Source organism: Corynebacterium sp. L4757 (assembly GCF_043673995.1).
Lineage (GTDB): Bacteria > Actinomycetota > Actinomycetes > Mycobacteriales > Mycobacteriaceae > Corynebacterium.
Genome location: NZ_JBIMEN010000001.1, coordinates 180,983 through 205,184, shown reverse-complemented (window position 1 = coordinate 205,184; position 24,202 = coordinate 180,983). Strand labels below are relative to the sequence as shown.

The following is a 24,202-nucleotide window of genomic DNA, read 5'->3' as shown; positions in this document are numbered from 1 at the left end:
TAATCGTGAGTGATAAAAAGCAGTTTCAAGCCATTTCAGCACCAAAAGGCGTGCCTGATTATGTTCCGCCGCAGTCAGCGACTTTCGACGCAGTGCGCAAGACCTTGGTCGGTCAAGCGTACTTAGCGGGCTATTCGCATATTGAGCTGCCGGTATTTGAAGATACCTCGCTTTTTGCACGTGGCGTGGGGGAATCCACAGACGTGGTCTCCAAGGAGATGTACACCTTCGCCGACCGCGGTGACCGCAGTGTGACACTGCGTCCAGAGGGCACGGCAGGTGTTATGCGTGCGGTTATCCAGCACAACCTGGACCGTGGCCAGCTGCCAGTAAAGATTGCTTATTATGGACCATTCTTCCGCTATGAGCGTCCGCAAGCCGGGCGCTACCGCCAGCTGCAGCAGGTTGGCGTGGAAGCCATTGGCGTGGATGATCCGGCGCTGGACGCGGAAGTAGTTGCTCTTGCAGATCGTGGCTACCGGGCACTGGGACTCACTGAATTCCGCCTTGAAATGACGTCGCTGGGCTGTGGTAATTGCCGCCCTAGTTATCGTGAGAAGCTGCAGGCATTCCTCTTTGATCTTGATTTGGATGAAGAAACACGTCACCGTGCAGAGATTAACCCTTTGCGAGTGCTCGATGATAAGCGTCCTGAGATTAAAGAAGCCACAGCGGATGCACCTTTGATGCTCGATCACCTCTGCGAAGAGTGCTCCACGCACTTTGAGACAGTGAAATCATTGCTCGAAGAGATGGGCGTGCCATTCGTGATTAACCCACGTATGGTTCGCGGTCTGGACTATTACACCAAGACGACCTTCGAGTTCGTCCACGACGGTTTGGGTGCCCAATCAGGCATTGGCGGCGGTGGCCGCTATGACGGCCTGATGGAGCAACTGGGCGGCCAAGCACTATCTGGCATTGGCTTCGGACTTGGCGTTGACCGAGCTGTCCTCGCTTTGGAAGCTGAAGGCAAGACCATCCCCGGCGTTGATGAGCGTGCCGCGGTCTTTGGTGTGGCTCTGGGACAGGAAGCTAAGAAAAAGATGGTCGGCATTATCAACGATCTGCGCTCGGAGGGTATTTCTTCCGATATGTCTTATGGCGATCGCGGCTTGAAGGGCGCCATGAAAGGTGCTGACCGCGCTGGTGCGCGTTACGCTCTGGTTTTGGGTGACCAGGAACTAGAAAACGGCACCGTGGCCCTGAAAGATCTGCAGGCTCATGAGCAAGAGGATATCGCCAATTCCGATATTGTCTCGGTGCTTAAGCAAAAACTGGCATAAAATGACCCTGCGCCAGTAACTTGTTAAAAGTAAACGAGGCGCCGTGAATGTATGAAAGTCATTCACGGCGCCTCGTGTGGTTTTAGGGGGAGCCGTTTTCTAGCACTCCACCTGGGAGACGGATAGACCTAAGGTCTTGGCCAAGCCGCCAATGGAGGTTTCCTTGTACTTGGTGTGCATATCGCGCCCCGTTTCGGCCATAGTTTGTACAGCGTTGTCGAGGGTGACGTGGTGGGTTCCTTCACCCATGCGCGCCAGGCGAGCTGAGTTAATGGACTTCACAGCACCAATCGCATTGCGTTCAATACATGGAATCTGGACCAAACCGCCAACCGGATCGCAGGTCAATCCGAGGTTATGCTCCAGAGCGATCTCTGCCGCATTCTCGATTTGAGCTGGGGTAGAACCCAGAACTTCCGCCAGACCGGCAGCGGCCATCGAAGAAGCGGATCCGACCTCGCCTTGGCAGCCAACCTCAGCACCCGAAATTGAAGCATTCTGCTTGATGATCATGCCGACAGCACCAGCGGTCAACAGGAACCGGCGGGCTGATTCGCGAGTGAAGTCTTCGATAAAATCACGCGCATAGTGCAACACCGCTGGGATGATGCCGCAGGCACCATTGGTCGGCGCAGTTACAACGCGGCCACCGGCAGCATTTTGTTCATTGACAGCCAGCGCATAAAGGTTGACCCATTCCATCGCGGAAAATCCGGAGGAAGGGTCGTCTTGCTGCTCCAGTAACTGGGCATATAGGCGTGGTGCACGTCGTGAAACGCGAAGGCCGCCGGGCAAAATACCTTTCGTGGAAATGCCATCAGTCACGCACTCTCGCATGACATCCCAGACTAGATCTAGGTGTGCGTAGACCTTGTCCAAACCACCATCAGCTCGGTGCAGTACCGCTTCATTGGCAGCAATGATCTCCCAGATGGTCATGCCATGGCGTTCACACAAATCTAAGAGCTGGTCACCCGTGGTGAACTCATAAGGAATTGTGTTGTCTTCGCTCTGTGCAGCAGCCATACCCGCTGGGACTTCTTGATTCTCAGCAAATTGCGCGTCTAATTCAGCACGCGAGAGCACGAATCCGCCACCGACGGAGAAATACTCCATGCTAGTTGCAATCTCATTGCCGCTGTCATCCCATGCACTGAAGATGAGGCAGTTGGGGTGTTCCGGGACTGGTTCATTATTAAAAGCGATGGAATATTCCACATGGCCAAACGGACCGGAGATGTTGCCTTCAGAAGGAATGAAGCTGCCTGCTGCTGGCTCAGCATCCACTGGCACTGTCAATGGCGTCCACCCGGCCAAGCCGAGGATAACGGCGCGGTCGGTGGCGTGGCCTTTACCGGTTGCGGACAAGGAGCCGCGCAGTTCGGTATGAACTTTTGCGGGAGCCTGGGGTAGAGACTCCATGAAACTTTTTGCGGCGCGCATTGGTCCAACGGTGTGTGATGACGATGGGCCGACGCCGACTGAGAAGATATCTACGACACTAATAGCCATTCAATGCCGCCTTTCTACCTTGATTGGAAATTTTTAAAGTCAATTGGGGAAATTTATTCTTAGTCACTAGCACCTTGATTAACGCAGGAAGTGCTTAGTGTTTATCGCCATTCTAACGCTTCTTAGATTGATTAATTTGCCAAAGTCTAGGTGTATCAGATTCGCTTAGATCCATAAAAAATTGCCCACCGCGTTAAGGCGATGAGCAGGGGAGACGGGGAAGGTCTATTTCAACCAGTCAGACATTGGTACGAAGTCATCGGTATCAATCCCAACCCCGGATTTACGCTTGCGGGAGTTTCCGCCATCAAAATTGCCCGCAAGTCCCTCCACATGGTCTGGGTTCGCCACCATGAAATTCGCGATCTCGCCCGCTGCGCGGCTGATGCGCTGCTCAATGCGTGCGCCTTCGGGAGTGCCAAAGTCCTCCGTTGCTTGGAATACACCGGTGGGCATAACCATCGCGTGCAGGAAGGTCATTAGAGGGCGCAGAGCGAAATCGAGAACCATGCTGTGACGTGCAGAGCCCGCAGTGGCCGCAATAATCGTCGGCATGTCATTGATGCTCTCAGTATCTAAAGAATCGAAGAACATCTTGAAGAGGCCTGAGTAGCTGCCCTGGAAAATCGGGGTGACCACAATGAGGCCATCGGCAGCTGAAAGGGTCCTGCGCGCCTCGTCAAGCAAAGGCGTTTGCGCAGCGGTATTAATGAGCGACTGTGCCAACTCTTCGGCGTAGTCACGAGCCTCCAAGAAATGGATTTCTACCGACTCACCCCGGGAAGTCACCGCGGCCTCAACTGCCGCCGCGATCTTCTCGCCCAATTGACGGGTGGAGGAGGGAGTAGATAAACCGGCTGTGACTACGGCCAATGAACGCATTATTTTCTAACTCTTTCTGACTCTAAAATTAACAAGGAAGGTAGGGGGCTATAGAAGCCACCTAGTGAGCCTACCCTTAGTGAAAATTCCGTGCTCTAAGCCTCGTCAGCAATCTTGCCTGGAGCGACCGCAAAGTGTGGGTGCTCCCGGTTAGCCTTCAAAGAAGCATGTGATGGTGGATCGGATGGCACGTGATCTGGGCGGCGTGCTTCCATGCGCTTGCGCAGTTCCGGCACAATCTGGGTGCCCAGGATTTCGATCTGGTTGAGGACAACCTCTAGTGGCAGGCCAGCGTGGTCCATGAGGAACATTTGACGTTGGTAGTCACCCACCCAGTCGGCGAATTGCATGGTGCGATCAATGACCTGCTCGACGGTGCCGACAGTTAGTGGAGTCAATTCGGTGAACTCTTCCAAGCTTGGTCCGTGGCCGTAGACCGGTGCGACGTCGAAGTATGGGCGGAACTGCTTCTTTGCTTTCTCTTCGGTATCAGCTACAAAGATTTGACCGCCCAAGCCGACGATTGCCTGGTCGGCACTGCCATGGCCATATGCTTCGAAGCGGCTGCGGTACATGCGGACCATCTGTGCGACATGTTCTTTATTCCAGAAGATGTTGTTGTGGAAGAAGCCATCGCCATAGAACGCGGCCTGCTCCGCAATTTGTGGGGAACGGATGGAGCCGTGCCACACAAATGGTGGGACATCATCGAGCGGGAATGGCGTGGAGGTGTATCCCTGCAATGGGGTGCGGAACTTACCTTCCCAGGAGATGTTTTTCTCACGCCACAAACGGCGCAACAGGTGGTAGTTCTCAATCGACAACGGGATACCCTCACGGATGTCCTTGCCAAACCATGGGTAGACCGGGCCAGTGTTGCCACGGCCCATCATGACATCAACGCGGCCGCCCGAAAGGTGCTGCAGGAAGGCAAAGTCTTCAGCAATCTTGAGCGGATCATTGGTGGTAATCAGCGTGGTTGAGGTAGATAGCTGAATATTTTTGGTCTGCGCGGCGATATAAGCCAGGTGCGTGGTTGGGGAAGATGGCACAAATGGTGGGTTGTGGTGCTCGCCGGTGGCGAAGACATCCAGGCCAACATCTTCAGCCTTCACCGCAATTTGGGTCATTGCATTGATGCGCTCGTGCTCGGTTGGGGTCTTGCCGGTGGTGGGGTCTTGGGTGACGTCACCGATGGTGAAGATGCCGAATTGCATGGGCTTGTCCTAACTTTTTAAAGGGTTGGTGTCTGGTGCCTAATGACCTTGTGGGCTCCCAGTTTACAATATCTATGACATGTCAACAAAATATGTGGGAAGTTATTCCAAGCTCAAAGAATCAATCAAAACTGCCAGGTCAGATGCGGTGATGATGCGCAGCGGTTTCTGGTGCTTATCGCCGGTTTCGGTCACTATTGCGGCATAAGGCACCCGGCCATTTTTGTCGGGGGTGGTGAGCGCATCAACGGCTTCTTGGGCCGTGGTATCGCGCGCTAAGAAGACTGCCGTATCGATTTTATTTACTATCTTCAGCACATCAGCGATAGTGCGAGCATCGAGAGCCTTATTATCTGCCAAATCAATCGCGACCCACCGGGAGATGGTGTTGGTGGTCAGTAGCTGAACGAACTTGCCCTGCTCGTCATAAATTGGGATCTGTGCGAATCCTTCTTCCCGGACGACTTGGAGGGCGTCCTCGATGCTGGATTCTGGAGTTAATCGGATAACCTCGGCGGTGTCGAGGATGGAAATCGCCAAAGGTGGGTCCACCAGTAGACCTCGGAGCAGTTCAATGTTTTTCACCACCACCGCATGGGGCTCAGCGATGGGCTCGCCATCGTTGTACCGGCCGTGCGAAATAGCGTTACGCAGGTTGCCATAATCTTTAAGATCTTCGCCCTGCCGGCGCGAAAGCAGATGCTTATCGACGGCACGATCAACCATCCACCAGAAAGAATCAGACCGTTTTGCTTCCAGCGTTATGCGCAAATGCGTCTCGATGTCATTGAAAGCCGCAAGGAACGGAATGGCTCTGCTCTGGGGCTGTGGCTGCGAATCATCTGCTCTAGACGTCATAGCTTTTAAGGCTATTAGAAAACGCTGAGGCGTGAGAGGTAAGAATGCCCGCCCACTACTTAAAAATTATTCTTTAGGAAGAATAGACGCCACGTTCTAGGGTGTCACAGGACGCCATGGTGCCTTCGCGGTATCCGGTCATGAATGCCTCTTGGCGCTGCTCGGAGGAGCCGTGGGTAAACATGTCGGGGCGGACTTCGCCGCCGGAGCGCTGTTGAATATTGTCATCACCAACCGCTCGGGCAGTGTCAATCGCTGAGGCCAGCTGCTCATCGGTAATCGGTTCCAGCATGGCATCTTCGCCCTTATCTGCATGTGCTGCCCAGAGGCCGGCATAGCAATCAGCTTGCAGCTCAATCTTCACGGCCGTCGAATCTTCACCCGGATCGTTGTAATTGGATAGGCCCAGAGTGCCCTCCAGCTGCTGGATGTGGTGGCCGAACTCATGAGCAACGATGTACATCTGTGCCAGTGGCGCATTTGTTGCGCCATAGTTTTCCAGTTGATCAAAAAATGAGACATCGAAATAGGCGGATTGATCGGCAGGGCAATAGAAGGGGCCAGTGGCCGCGGTTGCCATACCACAACCAGATTGCGTGGAGTCCTGGAAAATCACACGGCCAGGTTCGGTGTATTCAATGCCAGCCTGCTCAGGCAGCGCTACTTCCCAGAAGTCATCGACTGACATTGCAGCAAACTCCACCCGGCAATCGGCATAGAGATTTCCATCTTCAGGGGTTTGGCAGTGCTCAAGCCCGCCAGTATCGTCACCGCTTTCAAGTGCCGGCTGATTTTGATTCCGGCCACCGAATACATCATCTATTTGGGCAGGATTGCCGCCCAGCAGCAGGAATAAACCAATGAGCAGGATAGAACCAGCGCCACCACCGGCAGCGATCATGCCACCGCGGCCACCGCGGCCACCGGTGGAGGCGCGCTTGCCGCTGATATCTGCACCCTTTTTGAAAGTCATGTACTAATTTTGCCACAGCACAAGCAGTTATCACTGCACAAAGGCAAAAATTGTGCACCATGGCGGCTACTTACAGCGGCAGTTTAAGGTCTGGCATATCCAGGGATTTTTCAAATGGAATGAAGAAGAATCCATCCATGAAGAGTCCGCACCTTTTGCCACGTATTTTTCATCCACCAAGGTCCCAGGGTGCTTTCTAAGTCAGAGTGAGGCGCCGCAGTTGTCGCCCGAGTCCCTCAACGGAGCGGTGTACTGGGGATTCCTGAAGGCCTAATGCCTGATGCTGGGGGTTGGTTGTGCAGAGGCTGTAAAAGTTTGACCCCTTAAGGTACTAGCGGTGGTGTGAGCGAGTAGACTTGGGCCGTTCATGTCTTCTTCCCTCCGTGTCGCGCGCGCTGTCTACGCAAGGCGAAGGTGGGGAAGAAGTGGTTGCAAACTTGAAAGGAATGAACACTAACGTGTTGCGTACACACCTAGCGGGCGAACTCCGCAAAGAGCTGACTGGAGAAACCGTCACCCTTACTGGTTGGGTTTCTCGTCGTCGTGACCATGGCGGCGTCATCTTCATCGACCTGCGCGACCGTTCTGGTCTCGCCCAGGCTGTATTCCGTGAATCCGAGGTAGCGGAGCAGGCACACGAGCTGCGCTCCGAATTCGTGGTGAAGCTGACCGGTGTTGTCGAAGCTCGACCAGAAGGTTCTGAGAACCCGAACTTGGCTTCCGGTGACATTGAAGTGAACGTTACTGAGCTTGAGGTGTTGAATAAGTCTGCAGCACTGCCTTTCCAGATTGATGACCCATCTACTTCCGGTGAGGTTGGCGAGGAAGCGCGTCTGCGCTACCGCTACCTCGACTTGCGCCGCAAGACCCAGGGTGATGCACTGCGTCTGCGTTCCGCAGCCAACCGCGCTGCACGACGCGTATTGGATGCTCATGAGTTCACTGAGATCGAGACCCCAACGCTGACCCGTTCCACTCCTGAGGGTGCGCGTGACTTCCTAGTTCCTGCTCGTTTGAAGCCAGGTTCTTGGTACGCACTGCCACAGTCCCCACAGCTGTTCAAGCAGCTGCTCATGGTTGCTGGCATGGAGCGCTACTACCAGATTGCCCGTTGCTACCGTGACGAGGACTTCCGCGCAGACCGTCAGCCAGAGTTTACTCAGCTCGACGTTGAGATGTCTTTCGTGGACCAGGATGACGTTATTGCATTGGGCGAAGAGATCATCGCTGAGCTGTGGAAGCTCATTGGCTATGAAATCACCACCCCAATCCCACGCATGACCTATGCGCATGCGATGAAGTACTACGGCTCCGATAAGCCGGATCTGCGTTTTGATATCCAGATCGTGGAGTGCGCTGACTTCTTCAAGGACACCACATTCCGTGTGTTCCAGAATGAATACGTCGGTGCAGTAGTTATGGAGGGTGGCGCATCCCAGCCACGCCGCCAATTCGATGCTTGGCAAGAATGGGCGAAGCAGCGCGGCGCTAAGGGTCTTGCCTATATCACCATTGCTGAAGACGGCACCCTGGGTGGCCCGGTTGCTAAGAACATCACCGAAGCTGAGCGCGAAGGAATTGCTGAGCATGTTGGTGCAAAGCCAGGCGACGCCATTTTCTTCGCAGCAGGGGACACCAAATCTTCCCGCGCGTTGCTGGGCGCAGCCCGTGGCGAAATTGCACGCAAGCTAGACCTGATCAAGGAAGGCGACTGGGCATTTACCTGGGTAGTTGACGCTCCTATGTTTGAGCCTGCAGCCGATGCCACCGCTTCCGGCGATGTGGCTCTGGGTAACTCCAAGTGGACCGCTGTCCACCACGCGTTTACCTCTCCTAAGCCTGAGTGGATGGATTCCTTCGATGAAAATCCAGGGGAAGCAACTGCTTATGCCTATGACATTGTCTGTAATGGCAATGAGATTGGCGGCGGTTCCATCCGTATCCACAATGGTGAAGTCCAGAAGCGTGTCTTCAACGTCATGGGCATTGGTGAGGAAGAAGCTCAGGAGAAGTTCGGCTTCCTGCTTGATGCTTTCCAGTACGGCGCACCACCTCACGGCGGTATCGCTTTTGGCTGGGACCGTATTGTTTCCCTGCTCGGTGGCTTTGATTCGATCCGCGACGTCATTGCTTTCCCGAAGTCTGGTGGCGGAGTCGATCCGCTGACCGATGCTCCAGCACCGATTCCTGCGCAGCAGCGCAAGGAGACTGGCGTGGACTTCAAACCAGAAAAGGCGAAGGCAGCCAAGTCCAAGGCAGAAAACACCGAATCAGCAGAGGAAGAAGCCTAAGATAGGCTCTTTGAGCAGTCCACCTAGTGGCCGAAGAAAGACATCGAGGTAGCGCTTGAACATCAGCGCTGCCAGATCTGAGGAGTACACCGTGAATCTGGAACAACAACAAGTCATAGACATTGCTCAAGACTTGCTGTCGCGGCGATTTGGCGGTCAACAGAAACTCTCAGAAATTGAGCCGCTCTCCGGCTCAGGCCATGCGCTCGTTCTTCGTGCCCGGGTGGCATCCTCGCCTTTTCTGCAACAGCGCACCGTTGTCCTCAAGCACAACCCGGCAACGGGACATGCGATAGATGATGCCGCGTTCATTAGTGAGGTTGTGTCATATCAGTTCACCACCTCTCTGTCTGAAGACACCCGCCCTGGTCCTGTTTTGCTCGCGCATGACCTCGAGCAGCGCATCTTGGTGCTGTCGGATCTTGGGGATTCCAATACCTTGTCGGATACTTTGGCGCAGGCTAGTGATGATGAGCGCACGCAGGTTATCCGTGCACTCGGTACCGAGTTAGGTCAGATGCATGCGGAGACCGCTGGGCGCGAACCTGACTTTGAAGCTTTACGCAATCGTGTCATCCGAAACCAGCCAGATAAGTTCAATTACCAGCTGCGCTCGGATGCACTGCACAATTCGATTTATCTCGGTGCAGAAATTCTGGAGCGGGCGGGTCTGACCCCACCAGAGCCAGTGAAGTCCTACGCGCATTCTGCGGCGGCCACTCTCTTGAGCGGGAATGAGCGCGCTTTCACACCTTTTGACCTCTCACCCGACAATATTATTGTCTCCCACAAGATTTCATTCTTGGACTATGAGTGGGCCGGATTCCGCAATGTCGGATTCGATGTCGCGTGTGTGATTGCCGGGTTCCCTCAATTCCTCTTTGCGCGTCCAATTTCGGATGAAGAAGCAGATATCTTTGTTCATGCATGGTCACGCGAGGTCACCAAGACTTGGCCACGTTTTGGTGAAAATGAAGAGCTCAATCGTCTCATCGTGCGCTCTTTGATTGGTTGGGCGCTTTCTAGTGTTGCCACCATGTATACCGGCGGGGTAGAAGAGCTGGCTTCTTTCGCTTCTGAGAAGCGCGAAGTAGATGATGCGATGGCTAATTCGCTACTTCGTCCAGGCTCGCAAGGACCTTTCGACGATGAGGAGCAGTTGGTCCGCCGGGACCTCTTTGAAACCTTTGAGTCGCTGGCTCGTTTTGCAGCTCGCCGTGGGCGTGGCTCCTATGCTGAGGAATACCAGACCATCGCCGACTATTGCCAGACGGTGGCGGAACGGCTCCGCGACGTTCGCCAGCTTTAGCACTAATCTCGCCTCGAGGGTCGGAAGGTTGATATGACGCAAGATTCGCTGTTTCCGACAGCTTCACCGCAACCACATGAGGAATCCGCATCTGGGATTACCGGTCGTGGCAGCTCGATGTTCGCAACCCACAGTGGTTCGCCGTTGGCTGCGCGTATGCGCCCCCAAAACCTCGACGAGGTCGTTGGCCAAGACCACCTGCTTGCTCCAGGAAAGCCACTGCGTCGACTGGTGGAAGGCTCCGGCGAAGCATCTGTCATTCTGTATGGCCCGCCCGGAACGGGCAAAACCACTATTGCATCGCTCATTGCATCAGCGATGGGGCAAAACTTCGTGGGGCTCTCCGCGCTGGATTCCGGTGTCAAGCAGGTCCGTGAAGTCATCACGCATGCCCGCCAGGAAGCGATTCGCGGGGTGCGTACCGTTCTGTTTATCGATGAGGTCCATCGCTTTTCTAAAACCCAGCAGGATGCACTCTTAGCCGCGGTAGAAAACCGCACGGTGCTATTGGTTGCCGCCACGACAGAGAATCCATCCTTCTCCGTGGTCGCACCCTTGCTTTCACGTTCACTGCTGCTGCAACTCAACTCGCTGGAGCCAGTGGATATCGGCATACTCATTGATCGCGCTGTTGAATCCGAACGTGGTTTGGCTGGACGCATCAGCATTGCTGCCGATGCCAAAGAGCAGCTCATCATGCTCGCCGGTGGCGATGCCCGCCGTGTGCTGACCTATCTGGAAGCAGCAGCCGAGACAACCGAAGATTCTGCGAAAAAAGCAGAAGGAGATCAGGACCCAGATTCATCGCCTGATTTGGATTCAGCTTCCTCTGGTGCGCCAGCAGTACCGGTTCTGACCTCGGAGATTTTGCATGCCAGTGTCAATCGCGCCGTAGTGCGCTATGACCGCGATGGTGACCAGCATTATGACGTCGTCTCGGCATTTATTAAATCCATACGTGGTTCTGATGTGGATGCAGCGTTGCACTATCTAGCACGCATGATTGAGGCAGGGGAAGACCCGCGCTTCATTGCGCGTCGGCTGATTGTGCATGCCTCCGAAGATGTCGGTATGGCAGATCCGACGGCGCTGCCCACCGCAGTAGCTGCAGCTCAAGCGGCGCAGCTCATTGGTCTGCCAGAAGCTCGAATTCCACTCGCACAAGCCGTTATTCACCTGGCCACAGCACCCAAATCAAACTCGGTCATGCAAGCAATATCCGCCGCGCAGGAAGATATTGCCCGGGGCAAGATTGGTCACGTCCCAGCGCACCTACGTGATGGACATTATGAAGGTTCCAAGCGCTTGGGTAACGCAGTGGGGTATCAATTCCCACATGATGACCCGCGTGGGGTAGTGCCGCAGCAATACTTGCCGGAAGAGTTGAAAGATACTCGGTACTATCAGCCCACCGATCATGGTGCAGAAAAGCGCATTAATGAATACCTCCCACGCCTGCGTGGGATTGTTCGCGGCGATGGCCGCAAGCAATAGACGCTTTTCTCACCCCATATTCCGATGAAATTAACCAAGGCGGGTAAAGTCTTGTGTTGTTATGCCCGTACCAATTTTCCCCAAGATATGGTGCGCGCAAAGATGAAGCCAATAGTATTGATTCAGCACCGGTTCTGCCCGGTGGTGGATGCAACCCAGAGATGTATTAAAGGACACGTACACAGTGAAGACTCATGAGATTCGCGAACGGTTTACCCAGCACTTCGTTAATAGCGGTCACGAAGCGGTACCAAGCGCCTCGTTGATTCTTGATGACCCGAACCTGCTGTTCGTTAACGCTGGCATGGTTCCTTTCAAGCCATACTTTCTGGGTCAGCAGACCCCTCCTTACCCAAATGGTTTAGCAACCTCGATCCAGAAGTGTGTTCGCACCCTGGATATCGAAGAAGTTGGTATCACCACCCGCCATAACACCTTTTTCCAGATGGCCGGCAACTTCTCCTTCGGTCAGTACTTCAAGGAAGGTGCCATTAAGAATGCCTGGACCTTGCTGACCAACTCGGTTGAGGAAGGCGGCTTGGGCCTAGACTCCGAGCGCCTGTGGGTCACCGTCTACTTGGATGATGATGAGGCAGCTGATATTTGGCACAACGTTATTGGCGTGCCAAAGGAACGTATCCAGCGCATGGGCATGGAAGATAACTACTGGTCCATGGGTGTTCCAGGACCATGCGGCCCATGCTCGGAAATCTACTATGACCGCGGTCCAGAATATGGCCAAGAGGGCGGCCCTGAGGCTGATGACAACCGCTACATGGAGATCTGGAACTTGGTCTTCATGCAAAACATCCGCGGTGAGGGCACCGGCAAGGGCAACTTTGAGATCCTTGGTGAATTGCCAAAGAAGAACATTGATACGGGCATGGGCATCGAGCGCGTCGCTTGTATCCTGCAGGGCGTTGACAATGTCTACGAAACGGATCTTCTGCGTCCCGTTATTGAGGAAGCAGAAAAGGTCACTGGCGCGACCTATGAGGATCCACAAGATGAGCGCATCAATGACGTGCGTTTCCGGGTGATTGCGGACCACTCCCGTACCGCGATGATGCTGATTCTTGATGGCGTTACACCATCAAATGAGGGCCGTGGCTACATCCTGCGCCGCCTGGTGCGCCGTATCATCCGGTCGGCTCGTCTACTCGGTGCACAGGCTGAGGTCCTGGAGCGTTTCATTAACACCATCATGGACACCATGACCCCGTCCTACCCAGAAATCGCCGAGAACCGCGAGCGCATTCTGCGCGTTGTCATCAACGAAGAAAAGTCTTTCCTGAAGACTCTTGAGTCCGGCACACACCGCTTCGATGAGGTGGCACAAGCAGCCAAAGCTGAGGGTAAGACCACAGTTAAAGGTAATGAAGCTTTCGAGCTGCATGATACCTATGGTTTCCCAATTGACCTGACTTTGGAAATGGCAGCTGAGGCTGGCCTTGAAGTGGACATGGAATCCTTCAATGCTGCGATGACCGAGCAGCGTGAGCGCGCTAAGGCAGATAACCGTGCGAAGAAGCACGGGCATGCTGATGAGTCGCTTTACCGCGAATGGGTGGATAACCAGCCAACCATCTTCACCGGCTATGAAGAGCTGGAGTCTGATGCGAAGGTGATCGGTCTGGTTCGTGATGGCGAGAAGGTCTCTTCTGCTGGCGCGGGCGAGGAAATCGAAGTGATTTTGGATCACAGCCCGCTATATGCAGAATCCGGTGGCCAGATGGCTGACCGCGGACGCATCTTCACCGGTGACACCGTATTGGATGTCTCTGATGTTCAGAAGATCGGTAAGAAGCTGTGGGTACATAAGGCGACCGTGACTTCCGGTGGTCTGGATCTGGGCTCGAATGTGACCGCTGCTGTAGATCAGCAGTGGCGCCATGGGGCAACCCAGGCGCACACCGGTACCCACCTCATCCACGCAGCGCTGCGCCAGGTGCTCGGCCCAACAGCCGTCCAGGCAGGTTCCTTGAACCGTCCAGGCTACCTACGCTTTGACTTCAATTTCACCGAGCAGCTCACACAGGCACAGATGGATGAAATCGCCACCATTGCTAACCAGGCGGTTGACTCTGACTTTGCTGTTAACACCATCGAAACCTCTTTGGAGGAAGCGAAGGCGATGGGCGCGATGGCGCTCTTCGGTGAAAACTACGGCAACAATGTGCGCGTGGTAGAAATCGGTGGACCATTCTCCATCGAGCTTTGTGGTGGTACCCATGTTGCACATTCTTCCCAGATTGGTCCGATCTCCGTACTGGGTGAGTCCTCCGTTGGTTCAGGCGCACGCCGTATTGAGGCATATTCCGGTATGGATGCTTTCCGTTATTACTCCAAGGAAGCAGCGCTTATCGATGCCGTCTCGAAGGACCTCAAGGTCCCATCTGACGATCTGCCAGAGCGCATCGCTGCGCTCAGCGAGAAGCTTAAGGCAGCAGAGAAGGAAATCGAGCGTCTGCACCAGGCACAGCTGCAGGCTAATGCCGGCGAGTACGTGGCACAGGCCAAGGACATCAACGGTTTTAAGGTTCTGACCGTGAACCTGCCAGCTGGTGTTGCCGCAGGCGACCTGCGCACACTGGCAACCGACCTGCGCAACCGCATGCAGAATGAAGATGCGATTATCGTGTTGACCTCCGTCAATGACGGTAATGTTCCTTTCATTGCTGCAGCGACCAAGTCTGCGGTCGCACGCGGCGTCAAGTCCGGCGATATCGTCAAGCTCTTTGGCGAATACGTCGATGGCCGCGGTGGTGGCAAGCCAGACATGGCACAAGGTGCTGGTAGCCAAGCTGATGGTATCGATGCTGGCTTCGCTGCAGTCGAGGATTTCGCGGGCAATCTTTAACTTTCGGCCCAAGCGAATATTCGAGTTCTGCAGATAAACCAGGACGATAAGCGGACAGAAGGAAAGTGATGGCGAAAGTTTCTCCTGATACCCCAGGTATTGACGATCCAGGACCGGGCCGCAGGCTGGGACTGGACGTCGGTACTGTCCGTATCGGCGTGGCAGTGTCAGATCGCGATGCCAAGCTCGCCACACCTGTCGAGACTGTGCCTCGTGAGACGGGGCTGAAGGATGCGGACAAGGGTGATATCGATAAGCTCTTGGCCCTCATCTCCGAATACTCCGCTGTTGAAATCGTGGTGGGCTTGCCACGTGATCTTCAAGGCAATGGCTCAGCTAGCGTCAAGCATGCAAAAGAAATTGCGTTTCGTATCAAACGGCGCTTGGGCAAGCCTCTTGCCGGTGATCCTGACGTTCCCACCCCGATTCCGGTTATTCGCATGGGCGATGAACGCCTGACTACGGTTGCCGCGACCACCGCGCTTAGAGCATCCGGTGTGAGCGAAAAGAAGGGTCGTGCAGTCATTGATCAGGCAGCTGCGGTTGAGATCCTGCAATCCTGGCTGGATGGACGCGCACGTAATCTCGAATCTTAGGATTTCTGCTCAAGACTCAGTTTAAACTCAGGAATATAACTAGAATATCTCAGAAAGGTAACGATTCCACGGTATGTCAGATGGCTTCACGGGGATCGACCAGCTAGTGTGGTGGCGTTAAAACATGTTGATGGTTGAATGTCACCTGCATTTCGTCAATGCCATGTAATGAACCCAAGGAGCCGTGACCTTAGTGAGCCACAAAGAACCCCGACTGGGTAAGTCTATGGAACCAGTCCACGTGAAGCGCCGCCAACGCGGACTTGCGGTACTTATTGCGTCCTTCGTGCTCATCATTGGCGCGGTCGCCTACATTGCCATGAGCGTGCTCAGCGGCGGCGGTAACGAGGCCGAGAGCAATGACTATGAGGGCGAGGGCAATGGCACCGTTGAATTAGTCCAGATTCCCGAGGGTTCTTCAATCTCTCAGCTTGGTCCTGAGCTGGCTGAGCGGGACATTGTGAAAACAGACGCTGCTTTCCAGACTGCTGCCGCAAATAATATGGACGCAGGCAGCATTCAGCCTGGTTTCTACCGCCTGCAAGGTCAGATGAGTGGCAATGCTGCAGTCGAAGCTTTGCTCAATACTGAAAACCGCGTGGACATGCTCGAAGTCCAGGGCGGCTCCACATTGATGGACATTAACGTCCTTGGCGGCGACGTCCGCTATGGCATCTACTCACTCATTGAGGCAGTGACCTGCAATGACGGTGAGTGTGTAGATAAGGCAGAGCTGGAAAATACCGCAGCGACCGTGGATCCAGCTGAACTTGGTGCACCGGAGTGGGCGTTGGAAGACATCCGTGCCCGTGGTGAGGATCCGAAGCGTATTGAAGGCCTGATTGCCCCTGGCCAGTACGTGCTGGACCCGAATATGTCCGCTCAAGAAATCCTTACGGACCTCATTAGCCGTTCCACTGCTCGGTACAACGAGACCGGTATCGAACAGCGTGCGGAAGCCATTGGTCTGACCCCTTATGAGTTGTTGACCTCCGCGTCCTTGGTGGAGCGCGAAGCTCCAGCTGGCGAATTTGATAAGGTAGCGCGCGTTATCCTCAACCGTCTAGAAGAGCCGATGCGTTTGGAGTTTGACTCCACAGTCAACTATGGCTTGGAAGACGTCGAGTTGGCGACCACCGATGAAGACCGTGCGAATGTCAATGCGTGGAACACCTACGCCATGGACGGATTGCCAGAGACTCCAATTGCATCCCCATCCGATGAAGCAATCGAAGCCATGGAAAACCCAGCTGATGGTGATTGGCTCTTCTTCGTGACTATTGATGAACAGGGAACCACCGTGTTCACCAATACTTTCGAGGAGCACCTCGAGCAGGTTGACCGTGCGATAGACTCGGGCATCCTCGATACTCAACGCGAGTAGCACGCTCTCTTGCTTCACGCTTTTTAAGTTACGTCTTTAAAAGGAGACCACATCAATGCCACGCGCTGCTGTGCTGGGACAACCCATCGCGCACTCCATGTCACCAATCCTGCATACCGCTGGATATCGGGCTCTTGGCTTGGATGATTGGTCTTATTCTCGGATCGAAGCGAATGGGGAGACCCTGCCAGGAATCGTACAATCCGCAGATGAAGATTTCCGTGGGTTTTCGGTGACCATGCCTGGAAAATTCGCTGCGCTCAACCTGGCCACTGAAGTCACCGAGCGTGCCCAGCTGATGGGGTCTGCCAATACTCTGGTGCGCATTGATGGCGGTTGGCGCGCAGATAATACAGATACCGAGGGCGTACAAGGTGCACTCAATGAGTTGCTGGGGCGCGCGGAAGACAGCCGCATGGCCGATAGCATGGCACCCGGTAAACGCGCGTTATTGATTGGCTCCGGTGGCACTGCTCGTCCAGCCTTGTGGGCTTTAGCGCAGCGCGGTATCACTCACGTGGACCTGCTAAACCGCTCTGACCGCCGTGAAGAACTAAGAAATCTCACGGATGCTTTGGGGATTCACATTGAACCGTTGAGCTATCAGGACAACATTGAGGCTATCGCGCTCAAGGCCGAAGTCATCATTTCCACCGTGCCTTCCGATGCCCTGGGTGGGCATGAATTTTCCCTTGCCCATGCGCCGGTCTTGGATGTTATCTACGATCCGTGGCCGACCCCATTAACGGTGCACGCGGCTGCCGATGGCTACCCAACGGTGTGCGGTCACCGCATGCTGGCATATCAATCATTCAGCCAATTCGAGCAGTACACCGGCCATGAAGCTCCCCGTGATGCAATGTTCGCAGCACTGGAAGACTACATGGTTCACACCAAGGGACAAGAAAACCGCTAGCAGCGCACTTCATCCTCCGGCATCGGGTTTTACCCGGTGTCGTGTTTCACCCGGCGCCTTTTGCTATCCTCAATCCCACATAGGGGGATCGGGGAGAAATGATCTATAACTTTTCGGGTGCGGGGACGCTGGGCGCGGGGGCACTCGTTCTTCTACTCGGGCTGATGTGGGCCGCGTTGTTGATGTACTTCGACATCACGCAGCGCCGACTGCCAGATTGGTTGACCATTCCAGCGGGGATTTATGCGCTTATTTATCCAGCTATCACCGCGCAGATGCACGGCTATTGGGGCTTGATGTGGGTGCTGGTTTATCTTGCGTTGGCATTGTTTCTCGGGGGAGTGGGCGGAGGTGATATCAAACTCGCCATCCCATTGGGCATCCTCATTGTGCTCAACCGTGGCTTAATTTGGGTGTTTCTCGCGATCGTCATCACCGCCGTGATTACTCTCGCGTGGGGAATTGCTATCCGCAGACGCAGCGCGCCCGCCACAATCCGGAATGAATGTGACCTTGGTGCAGCTCAACGCGACAAATTCTCGGACCCGCCCAATGGGCCGGGCATGTTAATTGCTACTGCACTTATTCTATCTACACCTTGTTAGGGGTAGGGGTGTGAATCTAACCCGGAGGCAAATGGTTCATTGTGGATCGCGTCGTGTGATAATGGTTCACATGCTTCGTTGGACTACTGCAGGGGAATCCCACGGCCAGGCGCTCATCGCAATGCTTGAGCACATGCCAGCCGGTGTACCCGTCGACCGTGATGAAATCTCGTTCCAGCTCGCTCGTCGCCGCCTGGGCTATGGCCGCGGTGCGCGTATGAAGTTTGAAGCTGATGAACTTACCCTTCTGACCGGCATCCGCCACGGACTGACATTGGGCAGCCCGATTGCCGTCATGATTGGCAATACCGAGTGGCCAAAGTGGACCACCATCATGTCTGCTGAGCCAGTAGACATGGAAGACCCAGAGGTAGCTAAAGCCATGGGTTCCGGACGTGGTGCGCCACTGACTCGTCCACGTCCAGGCCATGCGGACTTTGCCGGCATGATCAAGTACGCACAGAACGAGGCGCGTCCGATTCTGGAGCGTTCCTCTGCCCGTGAGACCGCATCCCGAGTTGCAGCAGCAACCATTGCGCGCAGCTTCCTGCGTGAGACCCTGGGCGTTGAGGTCCTTTCGCACGTGATTTCCATCGGCCCATCTGAGCCTTACGTGGGCCCATCACCTGCACCAGGGGATCTCACTGCGATTGATGAGTCCCCAGTGCGTGCCTTTGATAAGGCAGCTGAGGAATCCATGATTTCTGAGATTGAAAAGGCAAAGAAGCAGGGCGATACCCTCGGCGGCATCGTTGAGGTTGTGGTTGATGGCCTGCCGATTGGCCTGGGTTCACACATTTCCGGTGATGACCGCTTGGACGCACAGCTGGCATCCGCGTTGATGGGCATCCAAGCAATTAAGGGCGTGGAAATCGGTGATGGCTTTGAAGAAGCACGCCGTCGTGGTTCTGAAGCTCATGATGAAATGGTGCGCACCGAGGATGGCGTGGATCGTCTCACCAACCGCGCAGGCGGTTTGGAAGGTGGCATGACCAATGGTCAGCAACTGCGCGTTCGTGCTGCGATGAAGCCAATTTCGACTGTGCCACGCGCACTGAAGACCGTGGATATGGCCAGCGGTGAGGCAGCCACCGGCATCCACCAGCGCTCTGATGTTTGTGCTGTCCCAGCGGCCGGCGTTGTTGCTGAAGCAATGGTCGCACTGGTGCTTGCGCGCGCAGTGCTGGAGAAGTTCGGCGGCGACAGCTTGGAAGAGACCAAGCGCAATATTGCTTCATACCAAGAATATGTTGCCACTCGTTTGGCTTTTGAGCAGGACAACTGATCATGACTCTCCCTACTGTTCCGCAGCCTAAGGCTGCCTCCCCGCGCGTTGTATTGGTGGGTCCACCAGGCGCGGGTAAATCGACCATCGGCAGGCGCTTATCCCGTGCGCTCAATGTCGGTCTAGTGGATTCTGATGAGCTCATCGAAATCGCCGAGGGCAAGTCCTGCGGCGAGGTATTCTCTGAGGTCGGCGAGCCACGCTTCCGCGAGATCGAAGCTGAGCATGTCGCCAAGGCCTTGCACACTGATGGTGTGGTCTCCCTTGGCGGTGGCGCCATTTTGACAGAATCGACTCGCCAGCTTCTGATCAACCACGTCGTGGTGTTAGTTGATGTTTCCGCGGAGGAGGGCGCACGCCGCACCGCTGGGGAATCCAGTCGACCGGTATTAGCAGCTGATGACCCAACCGAGCACTACCGCAACCTGATTGAAACCCGTCGGCCTTTCTACCGTGAGGTCGCGAACTTCCGCGCCCGTACCGATGGCCGTACGCCACAGCAAGTTGTCGCGGATATTTTAGGTTTCCTCGATACCGCAGTCGTTTAATCCCTTCGCAATCCAGCGAGAATTCGCAGAGGAAAATTTTACTTTTTAAAGAAAGGTTTGACGTCCATGACCACGATTGCCGTAAACGGTCCAGCTCCATATGAGGTGGTCATTGACCATAACCTGAATGTGCAGATTGCCGCACATGCGAAGGCCACTGGTGCCGATAAAGTGATGGTGGTGCACCAGCCAAGCATTGCTGATGCTGCTAAGGTACTTGCCGATGCCCTCCACGACACCGGTCTCACCGTCATCGTGGAAACCGTTCCTGATGCCGAAGCCGGCAAGCAGATTGCTACCCCGATCGCGCTGTGGGACCGTTTGGGCGAGGAGAGTTTCTCCCGCTCCGACGCTATCGTCGGCCTGGGTGGCGGTGCTGTTACTGACATGGCGGGTTTCGTAGCCGCGACGTGGATGCGCGGGATCAAGGTGATCCAAGTGCCGACCACACTATTGGCCATGGTGGATGCTGCTGTGGGTGGCAAGACCGGAATCAACACTGCGTCAGGGAAAAACCTGGTTGGCGCATTCCATGAGCCTTCTGCTGTATTTATCGACTTAGAGCGCCTGCGTACCCTACCGAAAGAAGAGATCATCGCAGGGTCAGCTGAAATTATTAAAACCGGTTTCATTCATGATCCGGTCATCATTGAACGTTATGAGCAAGACCCACAGGCCTGTTTGGACGTAGACGGCCTGCTGCCGGAACTCATTGCGCGTTCAGTGGCGGTCAAAGCTGCCGTGGTGGGCGAGGACCTCAAGGAAGCCGGACTGCGCGAAACACTGAATTACGGCCACACCTTTGGCCACGCGGTGGAACTGCGGGAGAACTATTCCTGGCGCCACGGCAATGCTGTTGCTGTCGGAATGATGTTCATTGCGAACCTGACGCACGCCCGTGGCCTGATTGATTCTGAGCTTGTGGCACGCCATGAAAATATCCTCAGCAGCATCGGGCTGCCCACCAGCTATGAGCCGGGGCACTTCGATGAGCTTTATGCCGGCATGACTCGCGATAAGAAGAACCGTCACGGGACCATCCGCTTCGTTGCACTGACCGGCGTAGGCTCGACCACACGGCTCGAAGGCCCAGCTACCGAAGAGCTGCGTGCCGCCTATGAGGCAATTTCAGCGTGCTAATGCAACGCACTAATTTTCTGCACTAAGAATCAGAGCCAACGCTAAAGAATTGGGGAAGAAACACACATGAAGATTGTTGTTGTCAACGGACCAAACTTGAACCGACTGGGCAAGCGCCAGCCAGAGATTTATGGCACCACCACGCTGGCCGATATTGAACAGCTCGTTCGCAGTCATGCTGATAAGGCGGGCGTCGAACTGGATTTTGTGCAGTCTAATCACGAAGGCGTGCTGCTGGATACGGTTCATGCTGCTGCCGATGAAGGTGCGGCTGTGATTATCAACCCTGGTGCCTTTACTCATACGTCTGTGGCGCTGCGTGATGCATTGGCAGAAATCGCCGATGGTGCAGGCTATGTCGAAGTCCACATTTCTAATGTGCATGCGCGTGAGCCATTCCGCCAGCATTCTTACCTGTCGGATAAGGCGCGCGGCGTTATCGCTGGCTTGGGCGTATATGGCTACATCGCGGCATTGGGATATTTCACCCAAGACTCCGCACCAAAGCACGCGTGAAAGGCTAAGCTTTAAAAATATTCATCGAAATAAATACTCCATGCCTTGAAGTTGAAGGCAGTTATAGCAAAGGATAAAGAGCAATAATGGGTTTGGCAGATACTCGCTTTAGCAATCGTCGACGTGCACTCGCGGCTACTTTGGCAGCGCAGCGAATTGACGCAATTTTGGTCACGGACTTAACCCATATGCGTTATCTCACCGGCTTTTCTGGTTCCAATGGTGCATTATTACTGCGCAAGGACCTTTCTGCGGTGGTGACCACCGATGGTCGTTATACCACCCAGATTGCGGAAGAAGTCCCGGATATCAAGGCAGTTATCCAGCGCAATGTGGGTGCGAACCTGCTAGAAAACCTCGAAGGCCCACTGCGCGTGGGTTTTGAATCCGCTTTTGTCTCCGTGGACACGTTTAAAAAGCTGGAGGAGGCATGCCCTGAGGATGTCACCTTGATTCCGGTTTCCGGCGTGATTGAAAAACTGCGTGAGCGCAAAGATTATTTCGAACTCGAGCAGCTAGAAAACATTGCGCTTTTGGCTAATGATGCGCTCGAAGACCTGCTGGAAGCAGGGGAGTTGGCCGTTGGTCGCACCGAACGCGATGTCGCTGCAGACCTGGAATACCGCATGCGCAAGGCCGGTTCGGAACGAGTCAGCTTTGACACCATCGTCGCTTCCGGACCTAATTCCGCGAAGCCGCACCACGGCGCTGATGACCGAGTTATTGAGAATGGCGACTTGGTCACCATCGATTTTGGTGCGCACTTGCGCGGTTTCAACTCCGATATGACGCGCACGTTCGTCATGGGTGAAGCATCCGACTTTGCCAAGGAAATCTATGACGTTGTGCTCAAAGCGCAGTTGGCTGGTGTGGAGGCTGCTCGTGCCGGTACCGCACTTTATGATGTGGATCGTGCCTGTCGTTCGATCATTGAGGACGCAGGCTATGGCGAGTACTTCGTGCACTCCACTGGCCATGGCATTGGCCTGCATGTGCATGAGGGACCTTCGGCGGCAACCACCGGCAAGGGCCACCTGGAAGAAGACATGACCCTGACCATTGAGCCTGGCATCTACGTGCCAGGAAAAGGTGGTGTGCGTATCGAAGACACCTTGATCATTACTTCCGGTGCACCGAAGATTATTACGCCTTCTTCGAAGGAATTGCGCGTCATTTAATCCAGCGCATCCTGCTTATGCCGCGTTATCCCAGTATGGTGTGGGACAAGCGGTGTAGTAGGATAGTAGACCGTACTTTTACACGACCCATCACAGGAGAATCCCGTGGCAGATACCACTGACTTCAAGAACGGACTTGTTCTCAAGATTGACAACAAGCTCCAGCAGATTATTGAGTTCCAGCACGTCAAGCCGGGCAAGGGCCCAGCTTTCGTCCGCAGCAAGCTCAAGGACGTTGTCAGCGGCAAGACTACAGATAAGACTTGGAGTGCTGGCACCAAGGTTGAGACCGCAACCGTTGACCGTCGCGACATGACCTACCTGTACAACGATGGCACCAACTACGTTGTGATGGATGACAAGAACTTCGAGCAGGTTGAGCTGTCCGAGGATAAGTTCGGCAACGCTGCGCAGTTCCTGCAGGAAAACATGCGCGTTCAGGTGTCTTTCCACGAGGGCGAGCCACTTTTCGCTGAGCTGCCTATCTCCGTGGAGCTGAAGGTTGAGCACACTGAGCCAGGCCTGCAGGGTGACCGTTCCTCCGGTGGCACCAAGCCAGCAACGCTGGAGACCGGCGCTGAGATCCAGGTTCCTTTGTTCATCGAAATCGGCAACGTTCTCAAGATCGATACCCGTACCGGTGAGTACCAGTCCCGCGTGAGCAACTAGTCGTGTCGGAAGAAAACAACCTTTCTGAAGGCAACCAGCCTGCAGGTAATAGCTCGGCTACCTCGCACCGTGTTCCTAAGCAGCGCCGTCATGGCGCTCGCTACCGCGCGCGCCGCCGCGCGGCGGACATCATCTACGAGGCAGAAAACCGCGACGTGGATCCAGTGGCTATCGTCGAGGATCGCGTCAAGCTTTCGCGCGACAAGATTCATGATGTTGCACCCATCGCTGCCTACACCAAGGTATTAGTCAATGGTGTTGCTGAAGAGCTTGACACCATCGATAGCACCATCGAGCGTTTCTTGGCTGAGGACTGGGAGCTGCACCGCATTCCGGCAGTCGACCGCGCGATTATGCGCGTTGCTGTGTGGGAATTGCTGTACAACCCAGAAGAGATTGATATCGCGACCGCTGTGTCCGAAGGCGTGGAGCTTGCCAGCGAGTACTCCACCGACGCCGCAGCGCCGTATATCAACGCCGTCTTGGATGATGTCGCGCATTCGCGCTCCCTGGATAATCCAATGAACCAGGAAGCAGACGCAGACGCAGATGACGCCTCTGTAGGCGCTGCAGGCATTGACGCAGATGTGCCTGATGAAGTTTCGGATGCACCAGCTGCTGAGTCAGCAGAGTCGTCTGTGCCATCAGAGTCTGTTGAGGGCGATCCTCAGCAGTAGCCCTGG

At 54.9% G+C, this 24,202-nt stretch carries 21 protein-coding genes; 16 read left to right on the top strand and 5 right to left on the bottom strand.

Annotated features, from left to right (window positions below; genetic code table 11):
- Positions 1-5: 5 nt before the first annotated feature.
- On the top strand, positions 6-1,286 hold the full coding sequence (gene hisS, locus ACG98I_RS00905) for a histidine--tRNA ligase (RefSeq protein WP_394717655.1): 1,281 nt from the start codon (positions 6-8) through the stop codon (positions 1,284-1,286).
- A gap of 99 nt (positions 1,287-1,385) precedes the next feature.
- On the opposite strand, the gene ACG98I_RS00900 is transcribed toward hisS, so the two are convergent.
- The 5 genes from ACG98I_RS00900 to ACG98I_RS00880 all read right to left on the bottom strand — a co-directional run bounded on the left by ACG98I_RS00900 (position 1,386) and on the right by ACG98I_RS00880 (position 6,728).
- Positions 1,386-2,798, bottom strand: a complete 1,413-nt coding sequence (locus ACG98I_RS00900) for an L-serine ammonia-lyase (RefSeq protein WP_394717654.1) — start codon at positions 2,796-2,798, stop codon at positions 1,386-1,388.
- Positions 2,799-3,023: 225 nt separating this feature from the next.
- On the bottom strand, positions 3,024-3,680 hold the full coding sequence (locus ACG98I_RS00895) for an FMN reductase (RefSeq protein WP_394717653.1): 657 nt from the start codon (positions 3,678-3,680) through the stop codon (positions 3,024-3,026).
- Positions 3,681-3,775: 95 nt separating this feature from the next.
- Positions 3,776-4,897 carry an LLM class flavin-dependent oxidoreductase gene (locus ACG98I_RS00890; RefSeq protein ID WP_394717652.1) on the bottom strand — a complete coding sequence of 374 codons (1,122 nt, stop codon included), beginning with the start codon at positions 4,895-4,897 and terminating at the stop codon, positions 3,776-3,778.
- A 102-nt stretch (positions 4,898-4,999) separates the two neighbouring features.
- Positions 5,000-5,755: a CBS domain-containing protein gene (locus ACG98I_RS00885; RefSeq protein WP_394717651.1), complete on the bottom strand. Its 756-nt coding sequence runs from the start codon at positions 5,753-5,755 to the stop codon at positions 5,000-5,002.
- Between the two features lie 73 nt (positions 5,756-5,828).
- A complete protein-coding gene (locus ACG98I_RS00880; RefSeq protein WP_394717650.1) occupies positions 5,829-6,728 on the bottom strand; it encodes a neutral zinc metallopeptidase in 900 nt (299 codons plus the stop codon).
- A 458-nt stretch (positions 6,729-7,186) separates the two neighbouring features.
- Between ACG98I_RS00880 and aspS the strand changes: the two genes are divergently transcribed.
- From aspS to nusB, 15 genes are all read left to right on the top strand, one after another.
- On the top strand, positions 7,187-9,019 hold the full coding sequence (aspS, locus tag ACG98I_RS00875; protein WP_394717649.1) for an aspartate--tRNA ligase: 1,833 nt from the start codon (positions 7,187-7,189) through the stop codon (positions 9,017-9,019).
- 91 nt (positions 9,020-9,110) lie between these two features.
- A complete protein-coding gene (locus ACG98I_RS00870) occupies positions 9,111-10,328 on the top strand; it encodes a phosphotransferase (RefSeq protein ID WP_394717648.1) in 1,218 nt (405 codons plus the stop codon).
- Positions 10,329-10,361: 33 nt separating this feature from the next.
- Positions 10,362-11,822: a replication-associated recombination protein A gene (locus ACG98I_RS00865; RefSeq protein WP_394717647.1), complete on the top strand. Its 1,461-nt coding sequence runs from the start codon at positions 10,362-10,364 to the stop codon at positions 11,820-11,822.
- Between the two features lie 184 nt (positions 11,823-12,006).
- A complete protein-coding gene (gene alaS, locus ACG98I_RS00860; protein ID WP_394717646.1) occupies positions 12,007-14,682 on the top strand; it encodes an alanine--tRNA ligase in 2,676 nt (891 codons plus the stop codon).
- A 68-nt stretch (positions 14,683-14,750) separates the two neighbouring features.
- Entirely contained in the window at positions 14,751-15,278 is a 528-nt protein-coding gene (gene ruvX, locus ACG98I_RS00855) for a Holliday junction resolvase RuvX (RefSeq protein WP_394717645.1), read from the top strand.
- Positions 15,279-15,504: 226 nt separating this feature from the next.
- Complete coding sequence (gene mltG / locus ACG98I_RS00850; protein WP_394718050.1) at positions 15,505-16,662, top strand: endolytic transglycosylase MltG; 1,158 nt, start codon at positions 15,505-15,507, stop codon at positions 16,660-16,662.
- Positions 16,663-16,717: 55 nt separating this feature from the next.
- On the top strand, positions 16,718-17,578 hold the full coding sequence (locus tag ACG98I_RS00845) for a shikimate dehydrogenase (protein WP_394717644.1): 861 nt from the start codon (positions 16,718-16,720) through the stop codon (positions 17,576-17,578).
- A 98-nt stretch (positions 17,579-17,676) separates the two neighbouring features.
- On the top strand, positions 17,677-18,183 hold the full coding sequence (locus ACG98I_RS00840) for an A24 family peptidase (RefSeq protein WP_394717643.1): 507 nt from the start codon (positions 17,677-17,679) through the stop codon (positions 18,181-18,183).
- A 61-nt stretch (positions 18,184-18,244) separates the two neighbouring features.
- Entirely contained in the window at positions 18,245-19,468 is a 1,224-nt protein-coding gene (gene aroC / locus ACG98I_RS00835) for a chorismate synthase (RefSeq protein ID WP_394717642.1), read from the top strand.
- Positions 19,469-19,470: 2 nt separating this feature from the next.
- Entirely contained in the window at positions 19,471-20,016 is a 546-nt protein-coding gene (locus ACG98I_RS00830) for a shikimate kinase (RefSeq protein ID WP_394717641.1), read from the top strand.
- A 66-nt stretch (positions 20,017-20,082) separates the two neighbouring features.
- The gene (aroB, locus tag ACG98I_RS00825) at positions 20,083-21,156 is read left to right on the top strand and encodes a 3-dehydroquinate synthase (RefSeq protein WP_394717640.1); all 1,074 of its coding nucleotides are present in this window, start codon (positions 20,083-20,085) and stop codon (positions 21,154-21,156) included.
- Between the two features lie 66 nt (positions 21,157-21,222).
- Complete coding sequence (gene aroQ, locus ACG98I_RS00820; RefSeq protein ID WP_394717639.1) at positions 21,223-21,672, top strand: type II 3-dehydroquinate dehydratase; 450 nt, start codon at positions 21,223-21,225, stop codon at positions 21,670-21,672.
- A gap of 86 nt (positions 21,673-21,758) precedes the next feature.
- Entirely contained in the window at positions 21,759-22,850 is a 1,092-nt protein-coding gene (locus tag ACG98I_RS00815) for an aminopeptidase P family protein (protein ID WP_394717638.1), read from the top strand.
- A 105-nt stretch (positions 22,851-22,955) separates the two neighbouring features.
- A complete protein-coding gene (gene efp, locus ACG98I_RS00810) occupies positions 22,956-23,519 on the top strand; it encodes an elongation factor P (RefSeq protein ID WP_394717637.1) in 564 nt (187 codons plus the stop codon).
- A gap of 2 nt (positions 23,520-23,521) precedes the next feature.
- Positions 23,522-24,196: a transcription antitermination factor NusB gene (gene nusB, locus ACG98I_RS00805; RefSeq protein ID WP_394717636.1), complete on the top strand. Its 675-nt coding sequence runs from the start codon at positions 23,522-23,524 to the stop codon at positions 24,194-24,196.
- Positions 24,197-24,202 lie beyond the last annotated feature (6 nt).

What these genes read in the sequence shown, in the direction of transcription:
- ACG98I_RS00900 (WP_394717654.1), bottom strand. Translation starts at nt 2,798, where the DNA reads ATGGCTATTAGTGTCGTAGATATCTTCTCAGTCGGCGTCGGCCCATCG.
- ACG98I_RS00895 (WP_394717653.1), bottom strand. Translation starts at nt 3,680, where the DNA reads ATGCGTTCATTGGCCGTAGTCACAGCCGGTTTATCTACTCCCTCCTCC.
- ACG98I_RS00890 (WP_394717652.1), bottom strand. Translation starts at nt 4,897, where the DNA reads ATGCAATTCGGCATCTTCACCATCGGTGACGTCACCCAAGACCCCACC.
- ACG98I_RS00885 (WP_394717651.1), bottom strand. Translation starts at nt 5,755, where the DNA reads ATGACGTCTAGAGCAGATGATTCGCAGCCACAGCCCCAGAGCAGAGCC.
- ACG98I_RS00880 (WP_394717650.1), bottom strand. Translation starts at nt 6,728, where the DNA reads ATGACTTTCAAAAAGGGTGCAGATATCAGCGGCAAGCGCGCCTCCACC.
- ACG98I_RS00865 (WP_394717647.1), top strand. Translation starts at nt 10,362, where the DNA reads ATGACGCAAGATTCGCTGTTTCCGACAGCTTCACCGCAACCACATGAG.
- ruvX (WP_394717645.1), top strand. Translation starts at nt 14,751, where the DNA reads ATGGCGAAAGTTTCTCCTGATACCCCAGGTATTGACGATCCAGGACCG.
- mltG (WP_394718050.1), top strand. Translation starts at nt 15,505, where the DNA reads ATGGAACCAGTCCACGTGAAGCGCCGCCAACGCGGACTTGCGGTACTT.
- ACG98I_RS00845 (WP_394717644.1), top strand. Translation starts at nt 16,718, where the DNA reads ATGCCACGCGCTGCTGTGCTGGGACAACCCATCGCGCACTCCATGTCA.
- ACG98I_RS00840 (WP_394717643.1), top strand. Translation starts at nt 17,677, where the DNA reads ATGATCTATAACTTTTCGGGTGCGGGGACGCTGGGCGCGGGGGCACTC.
- aroC (WP_394717642.1), top strand. Translation starts at nt 18,245, where the DNA reads ATGGTTCACATGCTTCGTTGGACTACTGCAGGGGAATCCCACGGCCAG.
- ACG98I_RS00830 (WP_394717641.1), top strand. Translation starts at nt 19,471, where the DNA reads ATGACTCTCCCTACTGTTCCGCAGCCTAAGGCTGCCTCCCCGCGCGTT.
- aroB (WP_394717640.1), top strand. Translation starts at nt 20,083, where the DNA reads ATGACCACGATTGCCGTAAACGGTCCAGCTCCATATGAGGTGGTCATT.
- aroQ (WP_394717639.1), top strand. Translation starts at nt 21,223, where the DNA reads ATGAAGATTGTTGTTGTCAACGGACCAAACTTGAACCGACTGGGCAAG.
- ACG98I_RS00815 (WP_394717638.1), top strand. Translation starts at nt 21,759, where the DNA reads ATGGGTTTGGCAGATACTCGCTTTAGCAATCGTCGACGTGCACTCGCG.